The organism is Massilia arenae (assembly GCF_008014745.1).
Taxonomy (GTDB): Bacteria; Pseudomonadota; Gammaproteobacteria; order Burkholderiales; family Burkholderiaceae_D; genus Telluria; species Telluria arenae.
In genome coordinates this window covers 64,838-81,919 of sequence record NZ_VPFD01000007.1, presented here as the reverse complement: position 1 = coordinate 81,919, position 17,082 = coordinate 64,838, and the positions used below count along the sequence as shown (strand labels likewise).

Here is a 17,082-nt window from a genome sequence, read left to right as displayed (position 1 = left end):
TGAACAGCTATAAAGAAGATTCCGTTTGATCTGACGTCGTTACCGGACTCCGGCCCTGATCAATTGTGGACGAAGTTCGTTACCGTTGAGACCAGCGTCGCACCGCAACTGGTCTTGTGGCCGTCATAAGCGACGGCAAGACCGCCGATGGTGTGGTTTTCCTCTCCTTCCACAATAGTCACTGAACCATGTACGGGGCACGTACATGTATCGCCGACGCATGCCACGCCAACGCCTCCGACAGTGAAGTGGGTCGCGGCAACCTTGCTTACTTTCCCGCCGTGACTGGTGGGGTTGTTCAAGCGAATTACATTAGGCATCGTTTTCCTTCGTATCATTGTCAGCTTGTGGAATGCCAGCACTTTTTGTATCGACCGAGAATGCAGATGAGGGATCGTATTCAAGCAACTTCCACTCGACCGTTGCTATTTGATGTGTATTACCGATCAGCGTATTCCATAAACTCGCACCGCCATCTGCCAACACAGGTGACAACTTGTCGCCTGCCTTGAAGAATCGGCGCCGCTCACCCTCAATTTTCCGTTTTTCCAGGCATTCCCACCAACCGGATTGAGGACAGATGTCTCCCGATTTCATCACACTTCCAAGCGATACCGTGGATGAAGGCGCGTTTGGCGGCGTGGCATCGCTTGGCTGGCGCACACGAATAGTTGGGAGGAGCTTGTCCCACAATACCAATGCCGCTTCGTCAGTAAGGCTCGGCCTGACACTGGCTCTAGCGTTTTCCCTCACGCCAGTATCCATACGGATATCCAACAGCGGGTGCAGTGCGTCGTGACGCTGACCCACGCTGAAGAACCTAAATTCGTGTGCATCAGTATCGTCTTTGTATTCTGGCCTTCTGGTTAGGATTTCTTCGCCTTCCCAACCATTAAGTTGACGACGACCTTCGCGCAGTGTCGTGATGCGGGCAAAGAAGCTTGCCAGCTGAATAACACTAGCGCGTTCCTTGGCACTCTTGCGCAAAGCTGAGGGACTGCTGCTTTCCTGCAAATAATCACGATTTTTTCGCATTCTTATCGAGAAACGGACATCTGGAAACTCTTTGAAGTGAAGCCCAAATGCAGTGTTTTCATATTCTGGTTGGATATCGACAACCCCTCCATCAACGCAAAATCCCGGAGCGCCTGGAATTTCAGAATTTCTACGTAATCGTAACTGCGAGGCGAAACGGTTCATTTCTTGGACTCTAGACTTTACATTCAATTCGTCATCTACTTCCAACACAAATAGGTCACTTCCCAATGGCATGTAAGAGTGGATGGTGTAGCCGATTGACCCTCTTGCTCCGAAAACGAGCTTCTGACCAGGCAGGAGGCCATCTATTACCTCGCCAACCAACGGAAGATCCTTTATTTGCGAAGCAGATAGATACTCTCTTTCCTCTTCTGCCTCTTGAAGTCGGGATGAGGTTACTTCATCGATATTTTTTGCCTTACCGCGTTTAACGTTGAAATTACCGTCCAACTGCGCCACGCCATGAATGATGACTGTATCTTCCGGGACGGAAATAACGAATCTTCCAAAACACGCCAATCGAGTTTTTTCAAACATGGCAACAACGCGTTCAGATGAATTGTTCATGAAATCCCCTGTAAAATATCTGAACGCATAACTCGCCACTACGGCAACAGCAACTGAAGCCACCAATGCAACAATCCATGAATTTTGATCTAGCGAAAATTTCTTCATGATCTAGACCAATTCATTTCATATATTATTTTAAATAAACAGTACAATGTAGCATTAACTACTGCTGGATCAGCATAGCTTGCTTGGTGTTCATAACCCGACTGCCTAAAAATTCCCCGGAACTTTCCACTCCTGAGCTGAGCATCGCCGGAGTGCAAAGGAACGGTTTGATCGCCGGCCTCTGCGGCGGCCTGCATTTCAACACCAAACTCTGAATCGTCCACCTCCCTTTCTTTTGCTGCAGTGTTGACCAGTCGGAGTTCCCCTCGCCGATCGTCGCCTACAGTTCGAAGTGAGTCGCCGTGTTTGAATCCTGCAGAAGATTCCGCTCTCCACACGACTTTATACCAAGCCTTTCTATCAATATCAGAGCCGTAGTGCGCGTAACTATTCTCATGATACACATCAGCAATTTCTTCATGAAAAATTCGCGCCGCCTCTAGATGACACAAAGTATGAGAGACTCCAGCATTTACCAGTCCAGCCGGATTAATCCACTCTTCTTTGAATAGGCCATACCACTTTCTTGTCGCCTTGTAGATTTCTTCATAAGGGCATTTTTCTGGCCAACTAGCAACTAGATTGTCACCTTTCCTCAATTCGAGCCAGTGCATTCCATAAAACCGACTGGGAAGCAGTTCAAGCGCGCCTGGCGCTCCTGCGAGGACAGCAGTAACATCTTCCCCATTATCTCCTAAGATTCCTGCTCCAATATTAGCTGGTAGGCTATACCATGATGCTTCAACACCGCAGCGCATTCTCTTGTATGCGGCCCCCGCACCCACTGCAGGCATAACACCATGAATAATTCCCAACACCTTATCGCTGATTCCCCCTATTCCTGAATGGATCGCGGCGCGAGCCACCAGGCCACCCATTGAATGTGTGACAAATATTATTTTTTCGCACTCAAATCCCTGACGCCGATACTCCTCAATCAGGCCACAGACTCTCTTCGCAATAGCGATACCAGCCAGCCGATTACTTTTTAACCAGTTGTATCCCATAGCATGAACGGGGAACCAACACCCTTTTACCGCTTCACGCATGCATTTCTCATCAATAGGCTTCATTGGAAAATTCGGATGCGCCTGCCATTTTGACGGATCCACGCCAACAATATAATTTCTAAGATATTTCTCCATGACACCGCCAGAGAATGCGGAATTAAGCTTGTTTTCGCACGCTGTCAGAATAGACTGATAACTACCGAAATAAACCTCACCCCATCCGCGCGCTCTCGCCTTTTGATCTTGTGTACGGCCATTTTTAGTTCCGGGCAAATCACCTTGCAGCAATGGCCCATCGAAACGATGCCAACCTCCGTAGCCGTTCGAATACCGTACGGTCTCGTTTCTTTGATCGGCAGTCTCTGTAGAGTTTCCCGTCTTGTTGTGCGCCGGCTCATAAGTATCAACCTCTGTAACCTTTGGGTCAAGCCGACTCTGCCTCTCAGCAGGCGTATCATCGAACTGCTGAATGGTGACTGCAAAATTATCTGGCCTCCAAGATATATTATGTTTTTGCCCAATTTCTTCTTGACGTGCCCGAGTCAATCTTAGGTTCGACCCCATAATTCCAGGAATAAAAACGATAGGCAGAACCTTTTTAGGTGGAATACACTGCACTTGGAGAGTTCGGTCTTTTTTCGGAGTGACAAATCCTTGAGCAATGCCCCCTTGCTTTGTCTGTGGGTTCACCGGAAGCTTGTATCCATAAGGCCTGAATGAAGAATTCATTTCTCATCCTGTTATTAGATCGCAACTCGTAGAATTAGTTATCCAACACTTCGATCGTATATCTACCGAACGGAATATCTGAAGTAAAGTTCTGCGTCATCCCATCGGCGGTGGTACGCCCTTCAATGACCTGTCCATCCTCTAATGTCACCCTATAACGTTGATCACCAAGCGGCTCCCCGGTGGACATATCGGCCAACCGCACGCGCTGGTCATGTTCAACCATGCTCTTCGGCATCCGCATCGACAACGAACCTCCGTCACCAGCACCAGGAAACTCGGTTTTCGAGGATTTGACTGTGAAACTGCCAGTACATTGATGGATAACTGCACCATCGCCGAGTGCCATTTGCGCTCCTTGCGTCACAACTGTCACCTTCGGCGATTGCAAGACGATTTCTTCGGTGGCGGAGAGGACAATACGTTTCGCCGACGTGATCTCCACGCTCTCGTCCTGTGCCTCGATTTCAACCTTTCCACTCCCCGCAACCAACTTGGTCCCAAGTGAATGAGCGAACAAACTGATTCCCTGCAGCGCATGAAGGACCAATCTGCGCCCGGCCGAAACCTGCGTATTCCGAACACTGACCAGGTCGATATGGGTCTGCGCTCCAATCGCCACACCCGACTGACTACCCAGCAGTACTCCGGCAGGCGCTTCGATAGCGACAATCGGCTTCCCTCCGTCTCCTGATGCCGATTTCCCCGCTGTGTTGCCACCGTCCTCCCATTGCTCAAGATGCGACTTAAGCTGTGACAGCGATTCTCCTTCGACCGCATCCGTCTCATGCGTCTCGGCCAGCTCTGCCAGCTGTTTCTGTATGTTCGTCAGCGCCTCCGACAGCCCCGCCAATCCATCGCGATCCAGCAACCGCCCTGCAGCGCGCAGCGACGCGTCCGCACTGATGAGAATCCCCTGCCCACCCCGCAAGGCCAGCGCTGCGTCAGTACGCAGTTCTGCACCTTCGCCACGCGGCTCGGCCGAACCGTCTCGCCTTGGATGCGTGAGATAACCAAGATTGAGCTGGCTGTGTCCATGCTCGCTCCCAAGCTGCGCGCTGATCTGCCCCGGCGTGTCGTCCATGCGAAGCTGATTGGCCCGCGTCCCCTGCCCTTCCTTGCTCACGATTCCAGAGAGGTGCTTGTCGCCGGGAAGGACGCTATAGCGGCTGAACGAAGGTGACGGCGTCCGCGCACCGTGAACGTTTCCGATGACAAGAGGCTTGTCCGGATCACCGCCCATGAACACCACTACGACCTCGTCGCCTACGCGCGGCAGGGAGATCGCCCCATATTGGTTTCCCGCCCACCCTGACGCCACGCGTAGCCATGCCGAGTCACGATCGCTACCAGAAGCGCCCGCTCCATCCGCATGCGCATGGTTTTCCGAACGGCATGCGGGAAAGAGGACTTTGATGCGACCACGCTCATCACAATGAATTTCCTGATTCGCAGGTCCGACCACGATAGCGGTCTGCGCCTCGGTCCGTGGAAGCTCGATGCGCGGATCGTAGGCGGGAACAATTGGGATCCCTCTCCGCACACATGTAAAGCGGTTCGTATAACGCACGCCGCGTTCAGCGCTGGCCTGCAACAAGGCTGCGCGATCGCTGCTCCAACGGTTCAGGGAGAATAAACGTCCGACTTTTTCGTCGAGCGTTTTCGGCAGGTTGTTCTCGGCTTCCACCCGCAACTCGGTACAAACGAATTCCCGTTGATCCGCCGGATGGGTATCGATCTCCGGATGCCCATTCATGCGACGCCATTGCCCAACCCGCATGTCCCGATCGCCGCTTTCTCCCTGGCAGAACTTGGCTTCGAATTCCTTGCGCTGCATACGCAGCACGCCAAGGCTTCGATAATCGTCGGCGTTGTTTCCAGCATGTGGGGAATCGATCAGGTACTCATCGAGACTGGCCGCGAACTGGTTGCCCATCGCTCCCTTGTCGACCAGACTCGTTTCCTGGCTACTCATGGACCACGTCTGGGCATAATCCCAACTGTGGCGATTGACACGCCCAGCCGTCAGCTTACGTACCGCATGCCAGGACGTAATGCTGTCGCGTTGCTCCGTACCGTGATCGCGGTGGTAGCGCGCCGCACCGGCCGGATTCTGCTCCAGCGCGTTCGGGCTATCGAAAAGGACAAGCGTATGGACCGGGACATCGCTACTTCCCCGTTCATTCGACGCGCCCGCCTTGATGAACCACGCAATACCCCGACGCTTCCAGAGACGCCGCAAGAAGGCAGCATTGGATTCGTTATATTGCATCGTGAACTCGCGAGGCGGGTACTGCTTCAACCCAACCGACTCGAAACGAAATGCGGCCGCTGCGATTGGATTGGCCAGGCGCCACTCGCGCAAGATAGTCTCGGTGATGTCGATCTCGTTGCGATTGCGGAAGACCCGTGTATTACAGGTCTGCTCCAGCAGCGAAAGCGCATCCCGAACCATCAACTGATAAGTTGCAAGCCCTCCATCGCTCTGCCCTTCGCTCACGCCGCCAATAATCCCGCATACAGTGCGAAGCTTCCCCGAGTCGGTCACGAACTGAAGTTCGACCGGATTGGCGATAAAGCGCTTGAGCTCCATGCCCGCCTGGAGTGAAACGCACTGCAGCGCATATTCAATCCCTCCACAGATCGTCTCGACGCCGCTGACGTATTTCACCAACAGCAGGTCGTCGACGATACCGCTCGGGGTGGACAGACGCAGCCGTATGGCGCGGTTCATGTCGGTCAAACTACTAACACCGGCTGCAGTCTTATCGATGATCACGTTATCCACCTCATGAATGAACAGTTCGCTAGTGCCGGTGAGCAAAGCCGATCATAGCCATGCCAAATCACGATGAGGTTGACAGGGCGCAACTGCCACGACTCACCGTGGTTGCCCGACATCGATTGCAAATGAGAACAATAATCGATATCATTTGCGATTTACACCGACCATCCTTGCCGCAAGGCCTTTGCTCTCTTGGCAAAAACCAGGCAGCGCGAAGCGATCCGCCATGTCTACCATCCAACTTCTGTACAAGGACAACCACGGCTGGCTATGCCGCTGGTTGCGTCAGCGGCTCGACAGTGCCGACGACGCGGTGGATCTCGCGCACGACACCTTTTTGCGCCTGCTGCGCCGGCCCGACGAAGTCCCCGGCATCGTCGAGCCGCGCGCCTTCCTGGCCACCATCGCGCGCGGCCTGCTCAACGACCACTGGCGGCGCCGGTAGCTCGAGCAGGCATGGCTGGAAACGCTGGCCGCCCTCGCCGAGGATGTCGCCTTCTCGCCCGAACAACTCGTCTCCATGCAGCAGGAACTGCAGCAGCTGGACGCCATGCTGGCCCAGCTGGCGCCGAAGGCGCGCGAAGTGTTCGTGCTGTCGCAGCTCGAGGGCCTGACCTATATGCAGATCGCCGCTCGCACCGGACTGAGCGACCGTACGGTCAAGCGCTATATGGCCCAGGGCTTCGAGCTGTGCCTGAACGCGATGTGCTGAACCACCATGCCCGGCCCTGACCTCACCGCGCCGCTCGATCCGGAAGTCGCCAAGGAAGCGGCGAACTGGCTGGTGCGCCTGCATTCCGGCGCGGCCGGCGAAGCCGACCACCAGGCCTTCGCGCGCTGGCGCCAGGCCAGGCCCGAACAAGAACAGGCCTGGCAGCGCGCCGAACGGCTGAGCCGCAAATTCGGCGCGGTCGCGCCCGAGCTGGGCGTTCCCGTCCTCACCCGGCAACCAGGCGGCAACCGGCGCGCCATCCTCAAGACCCTGGCGACGCTGGGCGTTGCGCTGCCGGCCGGCTGGTTCGGCCACCGGATGTCACGCGGCGAAGCGGACGGCGTCTTCCGCGCCGGCGTCGGAGAACAATGTCCCGTGGTATTGGCCGACCGCAGCGCGGTGCGGCTCAACACGGCCACCGATATCGCGGTGCGCTATTCGGAGAGCACGCGACTGGTCGAACTTGAACGTGGAGAAATCTATATCGAGACCGCCCGCGACACGCTCGGCAAGGCGCGGCCCTTCATGGTCGATACTGCCCACGGACGGCTGCAGGCCCTTGGCACCCGCTTCACCGTGCGCGCGCTCGACGCGGATGGCGGCCGCACGCTGTTGAACGTGCTGGAGCACCGGGTGGAAGTCGTCCTGCGCGACAGCGGCGAGCGCAGGATCGTGGAGGCCGGCGGCAGCGTAAGGTTCTCGGCGCGGGCGTTCGAAGACATCGAACCCGCACGCCTGCCTTCGTCGTCTGCCCCGGCCTGGACCAGGGGCATGCTGGAAGCCGACGCCATGCGGCTCGACGCCTTCCTGCAGGAGCTCGCGCGCTTTCGCCCGGGGATCATCCGCTGCGCGCCAGAGGTAGCGAAGCTGCGCGTGTCGGGCGTGTTCCGGATCGAGGATACCGACCATGTCCTGGACGTCATCGGCCAGACCCTGCCGGTGCGCATCGTCCGGCGCACCGCCTATTTGGTCACGGTGACGTCGCAGGCCGGCTGAAAAATTTTTGCATCCTCCTGTCCCTTTTTCGTCGCCCGTTCGGCTACTACGCCGTCAAGCAAACGAAAGGAATCGAATTGGAGTCGCCGCACATCCCTGCCGCCCTGGCCCACCTCACCCTGCCGGCGCTCATCGCCTGTATAACGCTGGGTGCAGCCACGCATGCACCCGCAGCCCATGCGCAAGCCGCCACCCCAGACGTGCGGCAATACCGGATCGCCGCCGGTCCCCTGGCGCAGGCCTTGTCCAGCTTCGCCCGCGAAGCCGGGGTCACGGTCGCGTTTCGTCCGCAGGACGTGGCCGGCCTGGCCAGCCCGGGCCTGGACGGACGCTACACGGTCGCCGACGGCCTTGCGGCCCTGCTGGCCGACACCGGCGCGCAGGCCGCGCCGCAATCGGGCGAGGGCTACGTCATCGGCCGCCGGCCGGCGCTATCGAAAGCGGACGCCACGCCACGCGACATCGGCATGCTGCAGACCATCACGGTGGTCGGCGACTGGCTGGGCACGGGCCTGGAAAACAGCGTGCAGGGGTTTGGCGGCGCCAGGACCCTGGTGCGGCGCGAACAGATCGTCGACAGCGGCGCGTCGACGATCTCCGACGTCTTGCGCGGCATTCCCGGCGTGCAGGTCAGCGGCAGCACCAGCAATACCGGCAGCTCGGTCGGCCTGCATATCGGCATCCGCGGCCTGAACCCGCGCAACTCCTTCCGCTCGACCATGCTGATCGACGGGATCCCGCTGGCCATGGCGCCGTATGGCCAGCCGAACCTGGTGCTGGCGCCGACGAGTCTCGGCAACCTCAATTCGATCGACGTCGTGCGCGGCGGCGGCGCGGTGCGTTACGGCCCGCAGAACGTCGGCGGGATCATCAACTTCAAGACCCGCCCGGTGCCCAGCCAGGGCGGCCTGACGGCGGATGCCTCGGCGCGCTACAACAGCTATGAACGCGGCGGCTCGAACCATCAGGTCTCGGCCTACCTCGGCACCGAACTCGATAGCGGTTTCGGCGTCGCCCTGCTCTACTCCGGCATGGAGGGCGACCATTGGCGCGCCGGCAGTGACGACCGCTACAACGACATCGCGCTGAAGTGGCGCCGGAAGCTCGGCCCATCGTCCGAGGTCTACGGCAAGATCGCCCACTACGACGTCAAGTCGATGACGCCGGGCGGCCTCACGCCAGCCCAGTACGAACGCGATCCGTTCCAGAACACCCATCCCACCGACTACTGGAAGGGCGAGCGCGACCAGGTCGACGTCGGCTATGTGAATGCCCTCTCGGCCACCCAGGAATTTGAGGTGCGCGCCTATGCCTACGACAGCGCGCGCGAAAGCTCGCTGGCCAATGCCGCCCAAGGCCGCATCGAATACCAGCCGCGCGACAACGAGGTGCGCGGATTCGAGCCGCGCTACACGCAGCGCCTGGCGTGGGGGCCGGCCACCCACGACGTCACGGTCGGCTACCGCTACATCCGCGAAACGGGCCAGGACCGGCGCATTCCGACGATCGCCGCCACCGGCCAGCAGGTCGGCGCCATCCAGGTGTTCGAGAACGGCACGCGCGCGCACGCCGTCTACGTCGACGACCGCATCGCCTACGGCAAGTGGCGGATCACACCGGGCCTGCGCTACGAAAAGATCGAAAGCGACCGCAACCCGAGCGGCACGGCCGACGACACGCCCTTCCACGTGCGGAACAGCCGCGCGCTGCCGTCGATGAACGTCTCCTGGCTGCCGAGCGAGCGCCTTACCCTGTACACGGCCTACAGCACCTCGTTCGGCGCCGTGCAGTACACGCAGCTGAACTCGATGTCCGAGACCAATCCGCTCGACCCGGAAGTCGCCAAAACATGGGAAGCCGGCGTGCGCTATGCGGGCCAGCAGCTGCGCTCCGAACTCACCCTGTTCGACCTGCGCTTCGACAACCAGATCCTGTCGATCCCCGGGACCAATCCGGCCGTGTTCCGCAACCTGGGCGCGACCACCCACGACGGCGTCGAGCTCGCGCTCGACTACGACTTCGACAAGACCGGTCCGCTCGCCGGCCTGAACCTGTACGCCAACTATACCTATGTGCGCGCGATCCAGGAGTCGGGCGAGTTCGAAGGCCGCGACGTGCCCTTCTACTCACGCCAGACCGGCTCGCTCGGCGCACGCTATACGGTGAACGCGTGGGCCTTCGGCCTGTCGGCCACGGCGCAGGGCAAGCACTACACCGACACCGCGAACACGGTGCCCGAGACGGCCAACGCGGCGCTCGGTCGGGTCGCGGGCTTCGGCGTGATCAATGCGCAGCTGAGCTACAAGATGGCGGGCAAGAAGGGACCCGACTTCCAGCTGGGGATCAACAACCTGGCCGACCGCCGCTACTACACGCGCAATACCGACACCAACGGCGGCCGCATGGTAGGCGCACCGCGCATGCTCTACGTCCAGCTGCGGCTGGCGTACTGATGACGGCATCGTTGCGCGGCCTCTGGCTCAAGTGCCACCGCTGGACCGCGCTCGGCCTGGGGTGGCTGCTGATCGTCTCCGGGCTGACCGGCTCGCTGCTGGTCGTGGCGTGGCCGCTGGACCGCTGGCTGCATCCGGCCTACTTCGTGGCCGCGCAGCAGCCGGCGGCGCAGGCGGTCTCGCTGGAAGCGCTGCGCGCGCGCCTGGCCTCCGAATTCGGCCCCAAGGCCGCCTTCTCCTTCCGTCCGCCACGCGAAGCCGGCGCCACGCTGGAGGTGCTGGTGCGCAGTGAGTGGCGCGGCTCGCTGTACCTGCACCCGGCCACCGGCGCCGAACAGGGCCGGCGCGGCGAACATGAAGGGATAGTGTCGCTGCTGCACGGCCTGCACAGCGCCTTGTGGCTGGAGCAGACCGGCAAGGCCATCCTGGCGCTGGCCGCGGCCGTGTACCTGCTGCTGGCGGTGTCCGGCGTCGTGCTGTGGTGGCCGCGCCGCTGGCCGCCCTCGCTGCGGATCGAACTCGGCAAGGGATTTACACGCGCTTCCTTCGACCTGCACCGCATCGGCGGCGTCGTGTTCGCGCTGGTCCTGGGGGTGAGCATCGCCACCGGCGCCTATCTTGCCTGGCGGCCGATCGGCGGCTGGATCAGCCGGCTCGCGGGCGCCCCCGTCGTCGCGGCCCCGAAGCTGCCCGCCGGTGACGGACCGGCGGCCTCGCTCGACGAGCTGGCCGCCGCCGCGCAAGCGGCCTTCCCGGATGGCCGCATCGGCCTGTTCCTGTACACGCCGCGCCTGGATCGCCCGCTGGCCGTGCGCATGCACGTGCCCGACGATCCGCATCCCAACGGGCGTTCGGTCGTCTGGCTCGACCCGCGCAGCAGCCAGGTGCTGGCGCGCCACCGCTGGGACACGCTCGATCCCGGCACGCGCATCAATTCCATCGTCTATCCGCTGCATACGGGGGAACTGGGCGGCATCGCGGGCGAGGCCGCGGTGGCCGTGCTCGGCCTGATGTTGGGCGCCCTCGGCGGCACCGGCCTGGTGCTGTGGTGGCAGCGCCGCCGGGCGCGCCTGCGCGCCGGTCGGCGCACGCCGGCGCAGCCCGTCTTGTCCAAGTTGTAACGCGGAATTGCCGGTGCGCCGGCGCGTATCTGCGGCGATTTGGATACACTGGATTCACCGACTGCTGCCAATGCGCCCCGCGGCGCAGTGTGACGCCATGCGCAATTTTTTCAACTCACACTGGAAAGTCATCCTCGCGATCCTGCTGGCCATCGTGCTGGCGATGGTGACCATGGACACGAGTTCGAGCGTGCCGCCGCTGGCGTCGCGCCTGCAGGCGCATACCCAGGCGCTGGCCTCGGTCGCACCGGGCGCCCCGAATTACACACGACATGGCGCGCTCCGCCACGTCGAAACCTCGCTTCGGCGTTACGGTTATACCCCTCGTGTCAGGCAAGGCGGCGACGTGGCGCATGCGGGCCGCAGCATCGAGGTGACGGTGTCCAGGCTGGCGTCCGGCGAGCGTCCCAGCCGCACTTTCATCGTCGGCGCCCACTTCGGTCACGACGCGGCCGCCGGCAGCGCGGGCACGGCCGCCGTGCTCGAACTGGCGCGCGCGGCCCGGACGCTGCATCCCGCCTACGGCACCGAGGTCCGCTTCGTCTTTTTCGTGAACGATGAGCCTTACGCAAGCGCGGAGCGGCGCGCCAGCGCCGGCCGCCGCGATGGCGGCAACTTCATGGCTTTTATCGGAACGCGTGACTCGTCGGCGCAGGTGCGCCAGGCGCTGGCTGCCCTGCGCAGCGATCCGAGGCTGGCCCACCAGGGGCTGGCGGCGCCGGCCCACGTGATGGGGCTCACCCTGTCCGGGCATGGCAGCGGGCCGCAAGACGGGCCTGCGCTGGTGATCACCGATGCCGGCTTCCTGCGCTTTCCCTATTTCCACGCCGAGGCGCCACCGCGACAGGCGCAAGCTCAGGCCCAGGATCGTAACGACTACGACGGCATGGCGCGCATCGTCGGCGGCTTGTCGCGCACCCTGGCTGCGCTGGCCGGCGCGGTCGACACGTAGGCCTTACCCGGCCAGGAACATCTCTTGCAGGTCGTTCAGGAAGCGCTGTCCCAGCTCGGTCGGCTTGATCAGCTTGTGGTCGCGGTAGATCAGCCCTTTCGCCTCGGCCTCGTTGAGCGCCTTCGCGATCGCACTGATGTTCATGCCGGTGCGCTCGCCGAACAGGTTCGGATCGAAGCCGCCGGTCAGGCGCAGCGCGTTGAGCATGAATTCGAAGCCCATGTCGGCGCGGCCGATCTCGTGTTCTTCCTGCACCGGATTGCCGCGCTTGGCCGCCTCGATGAAGGATGCCGGCTGCTTGAAGCGCGCCTGGCGCAGCACGCGGTGCGGGAACGAGAGCTTCGAGTGGGCGCCGGCGCCGATACCCAGGTAGTCGCCGAACTTCCAGTAGTTCAGGTTGTGGCGCGCACGCCGGCCCGGCTGGGCATAGGCCGAGACCTCGTAGTGCTCGTAGCCGCTCGCGCCGGTCACCTCGGCGATCATGTCCTGCATGTCGGCGGAGAGGTCGTCGTCCGGCAGCGCGGGCGGATACTTGGCGAACACCGTGTTCGGTTCCATCGTCAGGTGGTACAGCGACAGATGCGGCGGCGCGAACGACAGCGCCGTTTCCAGGTCGCGGCGCGCTTCTTCCAATGTCTGCGACGGCAGCGCATACATCAGGTCGAGGTTGAAGTTCTCGAAGGTGTTCTTCGCGATCTCGACCGCGCGCAGCGCTTCGTCGCCGTCATGGATGCGGCCCAGCGCCTTCAGGTGCGCCGGGTTGAAGCTCTGGATGCCGATCGACAGGCGGTTGATGCCGCTCTCGCGGTAGCTCTTGAAGCGCTCGGCCTCGAAGGTGCCGGGATTGGCTTCCATCGTGATCTCGGCGTCCAGCTCCAGCGGCAGCAGGGTGCGCAGGTCGGACATCAGGCGGTCCAGGCCGGCGGCCGACATCAGGCTCGGCGTGCCGCCGCCGATGAAGACAGTATGGATCTTGCGGCCCCAGATCAGCGGCAGCGACTGCTCCAGGTCGAGACGCAGCGCGTCCAGGTAGGCCTGCTCGGGCAGCTCGCCCTTCGCCTCGTGCGAATTGAAATCGCAGTACGGGCATTTGCGCACGCACCAGGGCCAGTGCACGTACAGCGACAGCGGCGGCAAGGCGGAGAGGTTGAGCGCACCCGGCTGCAGGTATTGCAGCGCGGCGCTGGCCGGCGAACGCGGCTCGCTCGGCCCGGGGGCGGCGACTTTAATCGGGATCATGTCAGGCGGACTTCAGTTTCTCGACCAGCGCGCGCAGCGCCTGGCCGCGGTGGGACAGTGCATTCTTTTGTTCCGGCGCCAGCTCGGCGGTGGTCTTGCCGAGCGACGGGATCAGGAAATGCGGATCGTAGCCGAAGCCGTTCTCGCCGCGCGGATTGGCGATGATCTCGCCATTCCAACGGCCGTCGGCGATCACCGGCTGCGGATCGTCCGGATGGCGCACGTAGACCAGCACGCAATAGTAATAGGCCGATTTGTCACCAAGCCCCGCCAGGTCGGCGACGAGCTTCTGGTTGTTGCGGGCGTCCGATTTCGGTTCGCCGGCAAATCGTGCCGAATACACGCCCGGCGCGCCGCCGAGCGCATTCACGCACACGCCCGAATCGTCGGCCAGCGCCGGCAGGCCGGTCAGGCGCGACGCGTGGCGCGCCTTGGCCAGCGCGTTCTCGACGAAGGTGCCGAACGGCTCTTCCGCCTCCGGCACGTCGAATTCGCCCTGCGGATGCAGCTCGAAACCGATGGGGCCGAGCAGCTGGGCGAACTCCTTCAGCTTGCCGGCGTTGTTGGAAGCGAGGATCAGGCGTTGGGTCATGGTTATGCGGGTTGGATTAAATGAGCCGGCTATTTTACCGGCTTCATAAGGGCAACGCAGGCTACAGCAGCTGCAAGGCCTGCTTCTGCAGCTGGATCAGGTCGGCGATGCTCTGCTGCGCCAGATCCAGCAGGCGGTTCATGCCGGCGCGGTCGAAGGCCGCGCCCTCTGCCGTGCCCTGCACTTCGATGAAGTGGCCGGTCTCGGTCATCACCACGTTCATGTCGGTATCGCAATCCGAATCCTCCGGATAGTCGAGGTCGAGCACCGGCTCCCCGCGATACACGCCCACCGAGACGGCGGCCACGAAATGGCGCACCGGGATTGCCGGGATCAGGCCGGCCGCCACCAGTTTGGCGAAGGCGTCATGGGCCGCCACCATGGCGCCGGTGATGCTTGCCGTGCGGGTGCCGCCGTCGGCCTGGATCACGTCGCAGTCGAGGTGCAGGGTGCGCTCGCCGAACGCTTCCAGGTCGAAGGCGGCGCGCAGCGAGCGGCCGATCAGGCGCTGGATTTCCTGGGTGCGGCCGCTCTGCTTGCCGCGCGCGGCTTCGCGGTCCATGCGGCTGTGGGTCGAACGCGGCAGCATGCCGTATTCGGCGGTCAGCCAGCCCTGGCCCTTCCCTTTCAAAAAGCCCGGCACCTTCTCTTCGATGCTGGCGGTGCAGATCACCTTCGTGTCGCCGAACTCGATCAATACCGAGCCTTCGGCGTGACGCGTGTAGTTGCGGGTGATGGCGACGGGGCGCAGCTGGTCGACCGCGCGGCCGCTGGGCCGCTGTTCAAATGTCATGACGGTTGCTTTCTTATTTACTTGATGACTTGGGATGACTTCTCGATCGCCGCACGGATCTCGGCAATCGCTTTTTCGATATCGTCGTCGCCGAAGGCGTCCGCGCCGCCCGGGACCGCATCGGCCTCGACGATGGTCGACCTGACCATGTCCTCGCCCAGCAGCTGGGTCGAGATCACATTCGGCAGGCCAGCATGCGCGGTGTCGGCGCCCTGCCAGGCGATGGCCAGCGCGGTCGTGTTGTCGGCCTGGGCGCCGCCGACGGCGGCCGCCATCTGCACCAAGTCGGGTACGGCCTGCACCACGCTGCCGGTGGCCAGGCGGTGCACGATCTCGGCCTCGGGCAGCATCGACCACAGGCCGTCGGAGCACAGCAGCAGCACGTCGCCCGGCTGCAGGCTGACCTGGTGCGACAGCTCGATCTTCGGCGCGCTCGAGGCGCCCAGGCAGTTGTACAGTTTGTTGCGGTCGGGGTGGGTCGCGCGCTCGCTCGGATCGGCGCGGCCGCGGTCGACCAAATACTCGAAATGCGAATGATCGCGCGTGCGCGCCAGCACCTGGTTGCGCCGCACCCAGTACAGGCGCGAGTCGCCGGCATGGGCCCATACCGCGCAGTTGTGCTGCACCAGGCAGGCCACGACGGTCGTGCGCGGCATCTCGGGCAGGCCGTGGGTGGCGGCATAGGCCTGGATGTCGTGGTGGGCCTGCAGCAGCGCTTCTTCCAGGAAGCGCTCGGGGCGCTTGACGTAGGGACGCGCCTGCATGCGGAACATCATCGACACCGTCTGCAGCGCGATGGTCGCGGCGATCTCGCCGTTCATGTGCCCGCCCATGCCGTCGGCCAGCAGGAGCAGCAGCGAGTCGCGCGTGAAGCAGTAGCCCATGCGGTCCTGGTTGACCTTGCGGCCGCCGATATGACTTTGCTGGTAGACGGAAAATTGCATGATTACCCCTGGCCGCGCCCGATTGCGCCGAGACGGTCGACGAGTCCGCGCCAGCCGCCGCGCGCCTCGCCTTGGAGCGCCGCCTTTGCCGCTACCGATGCGGACGGCGCCGCGAGCGGCTTGGCCGGTGCGGCCTGCAGCGCTTTCTGGATCGCGAACACGCTCTGCGGACGCGCGAGTGGATCGAGCGCCAGGCAGGCTTGCACGAGGTCGATCAGCTCGGGCGAATAGCGGCCCACCAGTTTATCGAGCTGCTCGAGCAGCTTGTCGCCGGCGCGGCGCGCCTCGACCGACTGCGGGGTCGAACAGCTCATGCAGGCCAGCATGGCGGCGCCGAGGCTGTAGATATCGGTCCACGGTCCGAGGCTGGCGCCGCGCGTGGACAGTTCGGGCGCGGCGAAACCCGGCGTGTACATCGGCGCCAGCATCGGCGCGTCGCTGTGCAGGGTCTGGCGCGCGGCGCCGAAGTCGAGCAGCAAGGGAGAGGCATCAAGGCGCAGATAGATGTTGGCGGGCTTGAGGTCCAGGTGCAGCAGCTTGTTGGCGTGCACTTCGCGCAGGCCGGCGCAGACACCCGTAAATACCTGGCGCACGAACTGCTCGCCGGGGCGGCTGCCTTTGGCGGCGGCGCGCGCGATGTGCTCTTGCAGCGAGTGGCCGGATTCGTAGGCCATCACCATATACACGGTGTCGTGGGCGCGGAAAAAGTTCAACACGCGCACCACGTTCGGGTGCACGATGCGCGCCAGCGCCCTGCCCTCTTCGAAGAAACACTTGAGGCCGATGCGGAACACGGCCAGGTGCGGCTTGGCGACGACGGGCACCAGTTCGCCCGGCTGGCGCAGCGCGAGCGCGCTCGGTAAATACTCCTTGATGGCGACCGCATTGCCTTCGCTGTCATAGGCAAGGTAAACAATACTGAACCCACCGGACGCAATTTTCTTTACAATGCGGTATCCGGCAATGTCCAGCCCATCGGGCAGGGGAGCGTTATTCTGTGCAGCCATCCAAGTGGGTTTCCTTGCTAAACAGGGCGATTGTGT

At 62.1% G+C, this 17,082-nt stretch carries 13 protein-coding genes and 1 pseudogene; 5 read left to right on the top strand and 9 right to left on the bottom strand.

Translation table 11 applies throughout. The features are described from left to right. Nucleotides 1-59: 59 nt before the first annotated feature. From FVD38_RS08590 to FVD38_RS08575, 4 genes are read right to left on the bottom strand one after another with little or no spacing between them, the layout of a single operon-like run. Nucleotides 60-320: a PAAR domain-containing protein gene (locus FVD38_RS08590; protein ID WP_147934428.1), complete on the bottom strand. Its 261-nt coding sequence runs from the start codon at nucleotides 318-320 to the stop codon at nucleotides 60-62. Then, nucleotides 313-1,713 (bottom strand): T6SS immunity protein Tli4 family protein, encoded by a 1,401-nt coding sequence (locus FVD38_RS08585; RefSeq protein ID WP_147934427.1) that lies wholly within the window; start codon nucleotides 1,711-1,713, stop codon nucleotides 313-315. Before FVD38_RS08585 ends, FVD38_RS08590 begins: the two co-directional genes overlap by 8 nt. Further along, nucleotides 1,710-3,452 (bottom strand): esterase/lipase family protein, encoded by a 1,743-nt coding sequence (locus FVD38_RS08580; RefSeq protein ID WP_147934426.1) that lies wholly within the window; start codon nucleotides 3,450-3,452, stop codon nucleotides 1,710-1,712. Before FVD38_RS08580 ends, FVD38_RS08585 begins: the two co-directional genes overlap by 4 nt. A gap of 34 nt (nucleotides 3,453-3,486) precedes the next feature. Next, complete coding sequence (locus FVD38_RS08575; RefSeq protein WP_229493522.1) at nucleotides 3,487-6,276, bottom strand: type VI secretion system Vgr family protein; 2,790 nt, start codon at nucleotides 6,274-6,276, stop codon at nucleotides 3,487-3,489. 187 nt (nucleotides 6,277-6,463) lie between these two features. Between FVD38_RS08575 and FVD38_RS08570 the strand changes: the two are divergent. The 5 genes and pseudogenes from FVD38_RS08570 to FVD38_RS08550 all read left to right on the top strand — a co-directional run bounded on the left by FVD38_RS08570 (nucleotide 6,464) and on the right by FVD38_RS08550 (nucleotide 12,471). Next, a pseudogene (locus FVD38_RS08570) lies at nucleotides 6,464-6,949 on the top strand (sigma-70 family RNA polymerase sigma factor). Nucleotides 6,950-6,955: 6 nt separating this feature from the next. After that, entirely contained in the window at nucleotides 6,956-7,945 is a 990-nt protein-coding gene (locus tag FVD38_RS08565; RefSeq protein ID WP_147934425.1) for a FecR domain-containing protein, read from the top strand. A 77-nt stretch (nucleotides 7,946-8,022) separates the two neighbouring features. Beyond that, entirely contained in the window at nucleotides 8,023-10,398 is a 2,376-nt protein-coding gene (locus FVD38_RS08560; protein WP_229493520.1) for a TonB-dependent siderophore receptor, read from the top strand. After that, nucleotides 10,398-11,519: a PepSY-associated TM helix domain-containing protein gene (locus FVD38_RS08555; protein WP_147934424.1), complete on the top strand. Its 1,122-nt coding sequence runs from the start codon at nucleotides 10,398-10,400 to the stop codon at nucleotides 11,517-11,519. The genes FVD38_RS08560 and FVD38_RS08555 overlap by 1 nt, the downstream gene beginning before the upstream one ends. A gap of 97 nt (nucleotides 11,520-11,616) precedes the next feature. Beyond that, the gene (locus tag FVD38_RS08550) at nucleotides 11,617-12,471 is read left to right on the top strand and encodes a zinc-binding metallopeptidase family protein (RefSeq protein ID WP_147934423.1); all 855 of its coding nucleotides are present in this window, start codon (nucleotides 11,617-11,619) and stop codon (nucleotides 12,469-12,471) included. Between the two features lie 3 nt (nucleotides 12,472-12,474). Here the strand turns inward: FVD38_RS08550 and hemW are convergent, their stop codons facing one another. The 5 genes from hemW to FVD38_RS08525 form a co-directional block, all read right to left on the bottom strand. After that, nucleotides 12,475-13,710, bottom strand: coding sequence for a radical SAM family heme chaperone HemW (gene hemW / locus FVD38_RS08545; protein ID WP_147934422.1), 1,236 nt, complete (start codon nucleotides 13,708-13,710; stop codon nucleotides 12,475-12,477). Between the two features lies 1 nt (nucleotide 13,711). Further along, nucleotides 13,712-14,302, bottom strand: coding sequence for an RdgB/HAM1 family non-canonical purine NTP pyrophosphatase (gene rdgB, locus FVD38_RS08540; RefSeq protein ID WP_147934421.1), 591 nt, complete (start codon nucleotides 14,300-14,302; stop codon nucleotides 13,712-13,714). A 61-nt stretch (nucleotides 14,303-14,363) separates the two neighbouring features. After that, complete coding sequence (gene rph / locus FVD38_RS08535) at nucleotides 14,364-15,095, bottom strand: ribonuclease PH (protein WP_147934420.1); 732 nt, start codon at nucleotides 15,093-15,095, stop codon at nucleotides 14,364-14,366. Nucleotides 15,096-15,112: 17 nt separating this feature from the next. Then, nucleotides 15,113-16,039 (bottom strand): PP2C family protein-serine/threonine phosphatase, encoded by a 927-nt coding sequence (locus FVD38_RS08530; RefSeq protein WP_147934419.1) that lies wholly within the window; start codon nucleotides 16,037-16,039, stop codon nucleotides 15,113-15,115. Nucleotides 16,040-16,041: 2 nt separating this feature from the next. After that, nucleotides 16,042-17,046 carry a serine/threonine protein kinase gene (locus FVD38_RS08525; RefSeq protein WP_147934418.1) on the bottom strand — a complete coding sequence of 335 codons (1,005 nt, stop codon included), beginning with the start codon at nucleotides 17,044-17,046 and terminating at the stop codon, nucleotides 16,042-16,044. Nucleotides 17,047-17,082: the final 36 nt, after the last annotated feature.

Bases quoted from the DNA above. Each gene is read 5' to 3' on its own strand.
- FVD38_RS08590 (WP_147934428.1), bottom strand. From the start codon at position 320: ATGCCTAATGTAATTCGCTTGAACAACCCCACCAGTCACGGCGGGAAA.
- FVD38_RS08585 (WP_147934427.1), bottom strand. From the start codon at position 1,713: ATGAAGAAATTTTCGCTAGATCAAAATTCATGGATTGTTGCATTGGTG.
- FVD38_RS08580 (WP_147934426.1), bottom strand. From the start codon at position 3,452: ATGAATTCTTCATTCAGGCCTTATGGATACAAGCTTCCGGTGAACCCA.
- FVD38_RS08565 (WP_147934425.1), top strand. From the start codon at position 6,956: ATGCCCGGCCCTGACCTCACCGCGCCGCTCGATCCGGAAGTCGCCAAG.
- FVD38_RS08555 (WP_147934424.1), top strand. From the start codon at position 10,398: ATGACGGCATCGTTGCGCGGCCTCTGGCTCAAGTGCCACCGCTGGACC.
- FVD38_RS08550 (WP_147934423.1), top strand. From the start codon at position 11,617: ATGCGCAATTTTTTCAACTCACACTGGAAAGTCATCCTCGCGATCCTG.
- hemW (WP_147934422.1), bottom strand. From the start codon at position 13,710: ATGATCCCGATTAAAGTCGCCGCCCCCGGGCCGAGCGAGCCGCGTTCG.
- rdgB (WP_147934421.1), bottom strand. From the start codon at position 14,302: ATGACCCAACGCCTGATCCTCGCTTCCAACAACGCCGGCAAGCTGAAG.
- rph (WP_147934420.1), bottom strand. From the start codon at position 15,095: ATGACATTTGAACAGCGGCCCAGCGGCCGCGCGGTCGACCAGCTGCGC.
- FVD38_RS08530 (WP_147934419.1), bottom strand. From the start codon at position 16,039: ATGCAATTTTCCGTCTACCAGCAAAGTCATATCGGCGGCCGCAAGGTC.
- FVD38_RS08525 (WP_147934418.1), bottom strand. From the start codon at position 17,046: ATGGCTGCACAGAATAACGCTCCCCTGCCCGATGGGCTGGACATTGCC.